Annotated in this window: 9 protein-coding genes; 3 read left to right on the top strand and 6 right to left on the bottom strand. The window is 66.1% G+C overall.

Going from position 1 to position 8,833, the window contains the following annotated elements:
• The 6 genes from BLT64_RS21190 to BLT64_RS21165 all read right to left on the bottom strand — a co-directional run.
• On the bottom strand, positions 1-299 hold a 299-nt coding region (locus tag BLT64_RS21190), incomplete at its 3' end, for a thiamine pyrophosphate-binding protein (RefSeq protein WP_254777249.1).
• 12 nt (positions 300-311) lie between these two features.
• Positions 312-1,703, bottom strand: coding sequence for an NAD(P)/FAD-dependent oxidoreductase (locus BLT64_RS21185; RefSeq protein ID WP_074810627.1), 1,392 nt, complete (start codon positions 1,701-1,703; stop codon positions 312-314).
• Between the two features lie 8 nt (positions 1,704-1,711).
• On the bottom strand, positions 1,712-2,131 hold the full coding sequence (locus BLT64_RS21180) for a nuclear transport factor 2 family protein (RefSeq protein ID WP_011747939.1): 420 nt from the start codon (positions 2,129-2,131) through the stop codon (positions 1,712-1,714).
• Between the two features lie 14 nt (positions 2,132-2,145).
• A complete protein-coding gene (locus BLT64_RS21175; protein WP_011747940.1) occupies positions 2,146-3,486 on the bottom strand; it encodes a TRAP transporter large permease in 1,341 nt (446 codons plus the stop codon).
• On the bottom strand, positions 3,483-4,043 hold the full coding sequence (locus BLT64_RS21170) for a TRAP transporter small permease (protein ID WP_011747941.1): 561 nt from the start codon (positions 4,041-4,043) through the stop codon (positions 3,483-3,485). Before BLT64_RS21170 ends, BLT64_RS21175 begins: the two co-directional genes overlap by 4 nt.
• A gap of 84 nt (positions 4,044-4,127) precedes the next feature.
• A complete protein-coding gene (locus tag BLT64_RS21165) occupies positions 4,128-5,138 on the bottom strand; it encodes a TRAP transporter substrate-binding protein (RefSeq protein ID WP_011747942.1) in 1,011 nt (336 codons plus the stop codon).
• Positions 5,139-5,252: 114 nt separating this feature from the next.
• On the opposite strand from BLT64_RS21165, the gene pdxR reads away from it, so the two are divergent.
• The 3 genes from pdxR (at position 5,253) to fabB (ending at position 8,817) form a co-directional block, all read left to right on the top strand.
• Positions 5,253-6,740, top strand: a complete 1,488-nt coding sequence (gene pdxR, locus BLT64_RS21160) for a MocR-like pyridoxine biosynthesis transcription factor PdxR (protein WP_074810625.1) — start codon at positions 5,253-5,255, stop codon at positions 6,738-6,740.
• A gap of 316 nt (positions 6,741-7,056) precedes the next feature.
• Positions 7,057-7,566, top strand: coding sequence for a bifunctional 3-hydroxydecanoyl-ACP dehydratase/trans-2-decenoyl-ACP isomerase (gene fabA, locus BLT64_RS21155; RefSeq protein WP_011747944.1), 510 nt, complete (start codon positions 7,057-7,059; stop codon positions 7,564-7,566).
• Positions 7,567-7,587: 21 nt separating this feature from the next.
• On the top strand, positions 7,588-8,817 hold the full coding sequence (gene fabB / locus BLT64_RS21150) for a beta-ketoacyl-ACP synthase I (RefSeq protein WP_011747945.1): 1,230 nt from the start codon (positions 7,588-7,590) through the stop codon (positions 8,815-8,817).
• Positions 8,818-8,833 lie beyond the last annotated feature (16 nt).

Raw genomic sequence — 8,833 nt, 5'->3', positions numbered from 1 at the left:
TGCGGCGTCACCAGAAGCAAGGGCGTGTGGTTCCAGTAGGCCGTCTTGACCGGCGTCACGAACCCCGTCACCCCGGGACCGTTCTGCGCGATCGCCATCGACATCCGCCCCGTCGAGCGCGTGAAACCGTCCGCCATCATCCCGGCATTCGTCTCATGCGCACAGTCCCAGAACGTGATCCCGGCCCGCGGAAACAGGTCCGAAACAGGCATCATCGCAGAGCCGATAATGCCAAAGGCATGCTCGATCCCGTGCAATTGAAGGGTTTTGACAAAAGACTCCTCAGTCGTCATCTTCATGGCGATGGCTCCTTATCTGCGCTCGTCGCGATAGTGGTAAAACTGGTAGAGGCCCCATTGGCCGAGGCGCCGGAACGGCGTCCGCCAGCCCTCATGCGGCAATTCGTTGTTGAAGATCGGCAGGTCCGGCACCGCCTCGCCCGCCACCAGCTGCGCCATGCGCCGCCCGGCCATGGCCGAATACATCACGCCGTTGCCGCCATAGCCCAAGGCGTAGAAGGCGCCCGGCAGGTCCGGCAGCCCGGTGATGCGCGGCATCATGTCGTGGCTGACATCCACCCAGCCCCACCAGCTGTAGTCCAGCGCGATGCCGCGCAGCGCCGGGAACTTGCGGGCCATCCCCTCGCGCAGCGCGTCCAGATGCGCCGGGTTCGCGGCGTCGCGGCCGGTGATCGCGGCGCGCGAGCCGATCTGCAGCCGGTTGTCGGGCAAGAGCCGGTAGTAATGCCGCAGCGTCCGCGTGTCGGTCAGCGGCGAGAGCTTTCGGATGCCCACCGCTTCCAGCTCGGCGGGCGTCAGCACGCGGGTGACGATGCTGTTCGACATGATCGGCATCAGCCGGTCCCGGAGCCGCGGATGCAGGCTGCGCGGCGCATAGGCCGCCGTCGCCACCGCCACCCGCCGCGCCCGCACCGTGCCGCCCGGCGTGCGCAGGTGATGCACGCCGTTCCGGTACTCCCAGCCCTGCACCGGGCTGTCGACATGCACCCTGGCGCCCAGCTCGCGGGCCGCGCGCAGATAGCCGAAGGCCAGCTTCGCGGCATGGATGCCGACGCCGTCCGCCTCCCACATGGCGCCATGCGCCTCCTGGTCGCGCGCCACGGTCTCGTGCAACTCGTCGCGCGAGATCATCCGGGCGTCGTAGCCGAAGGTGTCGCGCAGCAGCGCCGTCTCCTTCTCCAGCGCCGGCATCGCCGAAGCCTTGTGGGCGATGTAGTAATGCCCGCCGTCCTGCGGATCGCAGTCGATCGCATGGTCGCGGATCAGCCCGCGGAACAGATCGAAGCCCTCGCAGACCTCGGCATGCAGGCGCCTGGCCACGTCCAGGCCCCAGCGCTCGATCCACTGGCTGCGCTTGAGCCGACCGGAACTGACCTGCGCCTGCCCGCCGTTGCGGGTCGAGCAGCCATAGGCGACGCCGTTCGCTTCCAGCACCACGGCCTTGATGCCGTGCATCTTCGCCAGGTGGAGCGCGCAGGACAGGCCCGTGTAGCCCGAGCCGATCACCACCACATCGGCATCCATGTCGCCCGTCACCGGGCCGTCGTCCGGCGGCGGGGCGCCGGCGGTGCCGATCCAGTAGGTCGGCGCATAGTCGCTGCGCGGACCCAGCCCCCGGGCGGTGACCGGATCATAGAGCGGGTCGTAGGGCAGCGCGCCCGCACGTTTCTCGATTGCCTGCATCGCCGCCCTCATTTCCCGGCAAGGGCGGGCGCGGTGGCGGCGGGAATGGCCGGGCGCTGCTTGCGGATCGCCTGCTTCTCGACGATCCGGCCGTCCGCGATGCGGAACAGGTCGACGCCCTGCACCTCGGTCCGGCTGCCGTCGGGGTTGGTGGCGCGGAAGGTCCATTGCGAGACGCCGCGCGTGCCGTCCTCGGACAGGAAATGCGTGTGCTCGGCCCATTGGACGTCCGGCATCGTGGTCCAGACCGCCTCGAAGGCCCTGGCGATGGCCGCCTTGCCCTCGATCCGGTTGCCGTATTCATGCTCGCCGGAGACCGTGTAGAACACGCAGTCATCCGCAAAATGGGTCATCACACCGTCGATGTCGTGGCGGTTGAAGGCATCAAAGGTCGCCTGCAAATCGGCGGCAGTCAAAGTGCGGGGCATTGGTAACTCCTTGGTCAGTAGCCCAGCAGGGCGGGAAGCCAGAGGGCGATTTGCGGGAACATGGCGATGACGAAGATCGCGGCGGTCGAGGCGACGGCGAAGGGCAGCGCGGTCACGCTGATCTTCTCGATGGTCTCGCCAGAGATGCCGGAGGCGATGAACAGGTTCTCGCCCAGCGGCGGGGTCTGGAAGCCGACGGAGAGCGTGCAGATCATCACGATGCCGAAGTGGATCGGATCGATGCCCACCATATAGGCCACCGGCAGCATGACCGGGACGAGGATCATGATCGCGGCCAGCGTCTCCATGAACATGCCCACGATCAGCAGCATGCCGATGATCAGCGCCCAGATCGCATAGATGTTGGTGGTCAGGCCGAGGATGCCGCCGGCGATGATGCCGGGGACGTTGTTCTCGACCAGGATGCGGCCGAAGATGGTGGCGGCGAACAGCACCAGAAGCACCCGCCCGGCCAGCCAGGTCGTCGCCTCGAGCGCCTTGAAGACCTCGCCCAGATCCAGTTCGCGGTAGATGAAGATCCCGACGAACAGGGTGTAGAAGATGGCGATGATGGCGGCTTCGGTGGGCGTGAACATGCCGGTATAGATGCCGCCCAGGATCACCACCGGGGCCAGCAGCGCCCAGAAGCCCTGATAGCAGGCGCACATGAACTTGCGCAGCGACAGCGGCTCGGACGAACCGTGATAGCCCCGCCGCTTGCAGCGGACATAGTTCATCAGCAGCAGGCCGCCCGCCATGACCGCGCCGGGCAGGAAGCCGGCGATGAACATCTTCGAGATCGAGACCGACTGGAACTGGCCATGCGCCTCGACGGCGGCCGGATCGGGCGCGATGCCCATGGCCGAGATGCCGAAGATGATCATCGGGATCGAGGGCGGGATGACGATGCCCAGGCCGCCCGCGGCCGCGGTGGTCGAGGCCGCGTAATCGCGGCTGTAGCCGTTGCGGATCATCCCGGGGATCATCAGCATGCCGACGGCGGCGGTGGTGGCCGGACCCGAGCCCGAGATCGCGCCGAAGAACAGGCAGGCGACGACGGTCGCGGCGGAAAGGCCGCCGGTGAACGGACCGGCAAGGCTTTCGGCGACCGAGATCAGCCGGCGCGACAGGCCCGCGGCCTCCATCAGCGCCCCGGCCAGGATGAACGAAGGCAGCGCCATCAGCGGGAAGGACCCGACCGAGGACCAGGCCATCTGCACCATCTTGATCGGGTTGTCGCCCAGATAGAGCATGGCAGCCAGTGCGGCCACGCCAAGCGCGACGGTGATCGGTGCGCCCAGCACCATCAGCAAAGCGAAGGTGCCGAACAGGACCTCTACGACGTAATCGTTCATTTCTTGTGCTCCCGCTCGTAGGCGCGCTGCTCATCGGCGGCGAGTTCCAGCATTTCCTCGACCTCGACCTTGTCGGGGTCGCGCGGGTCGATGCCCTTCACGAGCTTCAGATAGTTCACCTGCAGGATGCGGATGGTCATCAGCGCAAAGGCGATGGGCAGCGCCATGTAGACGTAGCGCATCTCCCAACCCAGGGTCTGGGCCTTCACGAAGGGCTTCAGCCGGCTGATGAACTGGATGGCCTGCCAGATGAACACGACGTTGAAGATGATCCAGAACAGGTCCCCGATCGCCTCCAGCACGCGCGCCGCCTTGCGCGGCATCATGTTCAGATGGAAGGTCACCCGGTTATGCGCCGCCATGCGCGCCGCATAGGACGCGCCGAAATAGGCGAACCAGACGAAGAGGATGACGGACAGTTCCTCGATCCAGGTGATCGAGAAGCCGAAGATCTGCCGGGCGACGATCTGGACGAAAAGCAGCGTGACGAAGACCGCCAGCAGCGCGCGGCAGATGTAGCTCTCGAGATGATCGAGATGCTTCCAGAATGCAGACATGAATTGCCTCCGGGTAAGGGGCGTTTCAGGATGGATCGGGAAAAGGGCGGGCGCGGCCTGCGCGCCCGCAGTCGGGGGAGGAACCTATTCCACCGGATCGCGGCCCAGCGAGGTCAGCACGCCGTCGAGAACTTCCTTGCCGCCGATCTGGTCGTAGAATTTCGGCCAGACCTTTGTCGTCGCCAGTTCGATGAACTCCTTTTCCTCATCGGCGGGCTCGGTGATCTCCATGCCCCGGCCGACCAGCTCTTCCTTGATCTTGTTTTCCTGGTCGCGCAGGAACTGCGCCGAGACCTGCGTCGCCTCCTGCCCGGCTTCCAGGACCTGCTGCTGCTCTTCCGGCGAAAGGCTCTGGAACAGCGCCTCGCTGACGATCAGCGGCTCGATCGAGAACAGGTAGCGCAGGTTGGTGACGTATTTCTGGACCTCGTAGAACTTCATCGCGTTGACGGTCATGTAGGGGTTGTCCTGACCGTCGACGACCTTCTGCTGAAGCGCGGCGAAGGTCTCGCCCCAGGCCATCGGGGTCGGGTTGATGCCCCAGCTCTTGTAGGTCTCGATCATGATCTCGTTCTTGGGCACGCGCACCACGACGCCCTGCAGGTCGGCCACCGTGGCGATCGGCTTTTTCGAGTTGGTCAGCACGCGAAAGCCCGAATAGGCCCAGCCGATGATGCGAACGCCCGCATCCTCGACGGTCTGGTCGACCATCTGCCGGCCGATTTCGCCCTGGGTGACCTTTTCGGCGTCTTCCTGGCTCAGGATGACGTAAGGCAGGGTCAGGGTGCCGACCGTGGGCGAGAAAGGCGTGATGTTGTTGATCGCGAGGATCGAGAAATCCAGCGTGCCGGTCGCGGCGGCGGTCACGGTGTCCTGCTCGTCGCCAAGCTGGCCGTTGAGGAAAAGCTTGCCGGTCATCTTGCCGCCGGATTTCTCTTCCAGCGCCGCGACGAAGGCTTTACCCAGCGCCTCCTGCGTGCCCCCGGCGCCGTCGCCGACCGCGATGCGATATTCGGCCGCCGAAACCGGCAGGGCAGCAGCGCCAAGGCTCAGCGCAAGCGCGGTGCCGGACAGGATACGGGTAAGAAAAGACATCGGAGGCTCCCTGTTGAGATATGCGTCGCCTTTGTTTGCGATCGCTGATGCGGCAAAATGTTGCAGGTGACGCGGCGTAACGATATGTCCAGTTGAAAGCAAAGATAGGTCCAGATGAGCGACCGGATCCCCGTCGAGATGTTCTTCCTGCGCGACAGCGAGGCAGGGACGCTGCAAGCGCGGCTGGCGGCGGCCATCGTGCGGGCAATCCTGGAAACGCGGGCGCGTCCGGGCACGCGGCTGCCCTCGTCGCGCGGCCTGGCCGATACGCTCGGCATCTCGCGCATGACGGTGACGCTGGTCTATCAGGAGCTGATCAGCCAGGGCTATCTGGAGACGCGGCCGCGTTCCGGCATCATGGTCGCCGCCACCGTGCCGCACCGGCGGCTGAAGGTGCAGGAACCCCGGCCGCACGAAACCGCGCTGGACTGGGACAACTGGCTTGCCGACCAGTTGCCGCGCCAGCGGGTGATCCGCAAGCCGGCGAACTGGCGCGATTTCCGCTATCCCTTCATCTATGGGCAAAGCGACCCGGCGCTTTTCGACCACAACGCCTGGCGCGACTGCGCCCGCCGCGCTTGGGGCACGCGGGATTTCGGCGAACTGGCCTCGGATTTCTACGGGGCCGACGATCCGATGCTGATCGACTATATCTGCTCGCACTCGCTGCCCCGGCGCGGCATCCAGGCCGAATCGGACGAGGTGCTGGTCACGCTGGGCGCGCAGAATGCGCTGTTCATCACCGTCGAGCTTCTGGCGCGCGGCGACCGGCTGGCGGTGACCGAGGACCCCGGCTATCCCGATTTCGCCGAGACCCTGCGCCGCGCCCACAGCCCCACGACCTTCCTCGACGTGGACGAGGGCGGGCTGAACCCCGAACTGCTGCCGCAGGGCACGCGGCTGGTGATCGTCACGCCCAGCCACAACATCCCGACCGGCGCGACCATGCCGCTGGGCCGCCGCCGCGACCTTCTGGCCCGGGCCGCCGCACATGATTTCCTGATCATCGAGGACGACTACGATTTCGAGATGTCCTATCTGGCGCCGCCGGCGCCGGCGCTGAAGTCACTCGATCGCGCCGGGCGGGTGATCTATATCGGCAGCTTCTCGAAATCGCTGTTCCCGGGGCTGCGCATCGGCTACATGGTGGCACCCGCGCCGCTGATCGCGCGGGCCCGGGCCTTGCGCGCCATCATGCTGCGCCACCCGCCGAACCACCTGCAAAGGATCACTGCCTATTTCCTGGCGCTCGGCCATTACGACGCGCATATCGTGCGGCTGCGCGGCGCGTTGAAGCGCCGCCGGGCGCTGATGGAGCAGGCGCTGGCCGCCACGGGCCTGCGCATCGCCGGGGCCGCGCGCTCGGGAGGGTCGAGCCTGTGGATCGAGGGGCCGGCCGCCAGCGACAGCGGCATCCTGGCCACCCGGCTGCAAGCCGACAGCGTGCTGATCGAACCGGGCGAGGTGTTCTTCGAGACCCCGCCGGTGCCCTGCCCCTTCTTCAGACTGGGCTATTCCTCGATCCGCGAGGGCGACATCGCGCCGGGCATCGAGCTGATCGCCCGCCGGGTCCGCGAACTGGACGCCGAACAGGCGGGTTGACCGGCCGCCGCACCCCCGTCCCGCAAGGCGGAATGCGCGACCCGCGATCTTGCGGACCAGACTGCCCCAGCGCTGCCCCGGCCCCGATGCGCCCGGACGCGGCCGCCGCGGATCGGAAGGATCGGCCGCGGCAAGATGACCCGCGGCGTTTCCCGCTTGGGCAATTGCGGGCAACAGGGTGCAAAAACCCGAAAAACCTGCGCTCTTGCGCCTTGCCGGGGCGGAATGATAGACCCAAGGACAAGTTTCGCGCCGGCCTTGCCCGGCGGTGATCGCAGCAGATAACGCAACGTCGGATCGAGGGGAAAACACGCGCATGACGATGACAAGGACCAGCTTTGACAAGGAAGATCTGCTGGCCTGCGCCCGTGGCGAGCTGTTCGGCCCCGGAAATGCCCAACTCCCCGAACCGCCGATGCTGATGATGGACCGCATCACCGAGATTTCCGCCGATGCCGGCCCGCATGGCAAGGGCCATGTCGTCGCCGAATTCGACATCCACCCCGACCTGTGGTTCTTTTCCTGCCATTTTCCCGGCAATCCCATCATGCCCGGCTGCCTCGGCCTTGACGGGCTGTGGCAGTTGACCGGATTCAACCTGGGTTGGCGGGGCTGGCAGGGGCGCGGCTATGCGCTTGGCGTGGGCGAGGTCAAGCTGACCGGCATGGTCCGCCCCGACCGCAGGATGCTGCGCTATTTCGTCGATTTCACCAAGGCGATCCAGACCCGCCGCCTGACCATGGGCGTCGCCGATGGCCGCGTCGAGGCCGACGGCGAAACCATCTACGAGGTCAAGGATATGAAGGTGGCCCTGTCGGCCGCCTGACACATGAACAAGGAGCACGCCATGCGCCGTGTCGTCATCACCGGGCTGGGCATCGTCTCTCCCATCGGCAACAATGCCGCCGAAGTCACCGAAAGCCTACGCGCGGGCCGCTCGGGCATCGTCTTCGCCCCCGAATATGCCGAGCGCGGCTTTCGCAGCCAGGTCCACGGCATGCCGCAGATCGTGCTCGAGGACCATGTCGACAAGCGCAACCTGCGCTTCATGGGCGCCGGAGCGGCCTATAACTTCATCGCCATGCAACAGGCGATCGAGGATGCGGGCCTGGCGCCCGAGGATGTCTCGAACGAGCGTTCGGGCCTGGTCATGGGCTCGGGCGGGCCATCGACCGCGAACCTGTTCGAGGCGCATCGCACCGTGATCGAGAAGGGCGCGCCCAAGCGCATGGGCCCCTTCATGGTCACGCGCTGCATGTCCTCGACCAATTCGGCCTGCCTGGCCACCCCGTTCAAGATCAAGGGCGTGAACTATTCGATCACCTCGGCCTGCTCGACCTCGGCGCATTGCATCGGCAACGGCACCGAGCTGATCCAGATGGGCAAGCAGGACATCGTCTTTGCCGGCGGCGGCGAAGAACTGGACTGGACCCTCAGCTGCCTGTTCGACGCGATGGGCGCGATGTCGTCGAAATACAACGACACGCCGCAAACCGCCTCGCGACCCTTTGATGCGACCCGCGACGGCTTCGTCATCGCCGGCGGCGCCGGCGTGGTCGTCCTTGAGGAACTGGAGCACGCCCTGGCTCGCGGCGCCCGGATCTATGCCGAGGTGACGGGCTATGGCGCGACCAGCGACGGCTATGACATGGTCGCGCCTTCCGGCGAGGGTGGCGAGCGCTCGATGCGGCTGGCCCTGTCCACCCTGCCCGAGGGCCGGCGCATCAGCTATGTCAATGCGCATGGCACCTCGACCCCGGTGGGCGATGTGGGCGAGATCAAGGCGCTCCGCCGGGTCTTTGGCGAGGGTGAGGTGCCGCCGGTTTCCTCGACCAAGTCGCTGACCGGGCATTCGCTGGGTGCGACCGGCGCGCATGAGGCGATCTATTCGCTGCTGATGATGCAGAACGGCTTCATCGCCGCCTCGGCCAATGTCACCGAGCTGGACCCCGAGATCCGGCCCGAGGAGATTGCGCTTGCGCGCGTGGATGATGTCGATTTCGATAGTGTCCTTTCCAACAGTTTCGGTTTTGGCGGCACCAACGCCACGCTGGTCCTGTCGAAATACCGCGAATAAACCAAGAAAAGGTTAA

The organism is Paracoccus denitrificans (genome assembly GCF_900100045.1).
Classification (GTDB): Bacteria; Pseudomonadota; Alphaproteobacteria; order Rhodobacterales; family Rhodobacteraceae; genus Paracoccus; species Paracoccus denitrificans.
The sequence above is the reverse complement of the archived record's forward strand: the minus strand, read 5'-3'. Positions and strand labels throughout refer to the sequence as shown.

Bases quoted from the DNA above. Each gene is read 5' to 3' on its own strand.
- BLT64_RS21185 (WP_074810627.1), bottom strand. From the start codon at position 1,703: ATGCAGGCAATCGAGAAACGTGCGGGCGCGCTGCCCTACGACCCGCTC.
- BLT64_RS21180 (WP_011747939.1), bottom strand. From the start codon at position 2,131: ATGCCCCGCACTTTGACTGCCGCCGATTTGCAGGCGACCTTTGATGCC.
- BLT64_RS21175 (WP_011747940.1), bottom strand. From the start codon at position 3,486: ATGAACGATTACGTCGTAGAGGTCCTGTTCGGCACCTTCGCTTTGCTG.
- BLT64_RS21170 (WP_011747941.1), bottom strand. From the start codon at position 4,043: ATGTCTGCATTCTGGAAGCATCTCGATCATCTCGAGAGCTACATCTGC.
- BLT64_RS21165 (WP_011747942.1), bottom strand. From the start codon at position 5,138: ATGTCTTTTCTTACCCGTATCCTGTCCGGCACCGCGCTTGCGCTGAGC.
- pdxR (WP_074810625.1), top strand. From the start codon at position 5,253: ATGAGCGACCGGATCCCCGTCGAGATGTTCTTCCTGCGCGACAGCGAG.
- fabA (WP_011747944.1), top strand. From the start codon at position 7,057: ATGACGATGACAAGGACCAGCTTTGACAAGGAAGATCTGCTGGCCTGC.
- fabB (WP_011747945.1), top strand. From the start codon at position 7,588: ATGCGCCGTGTCGTCATCACCGGGCTGGGCATCGTCTCTCCCATCGGC.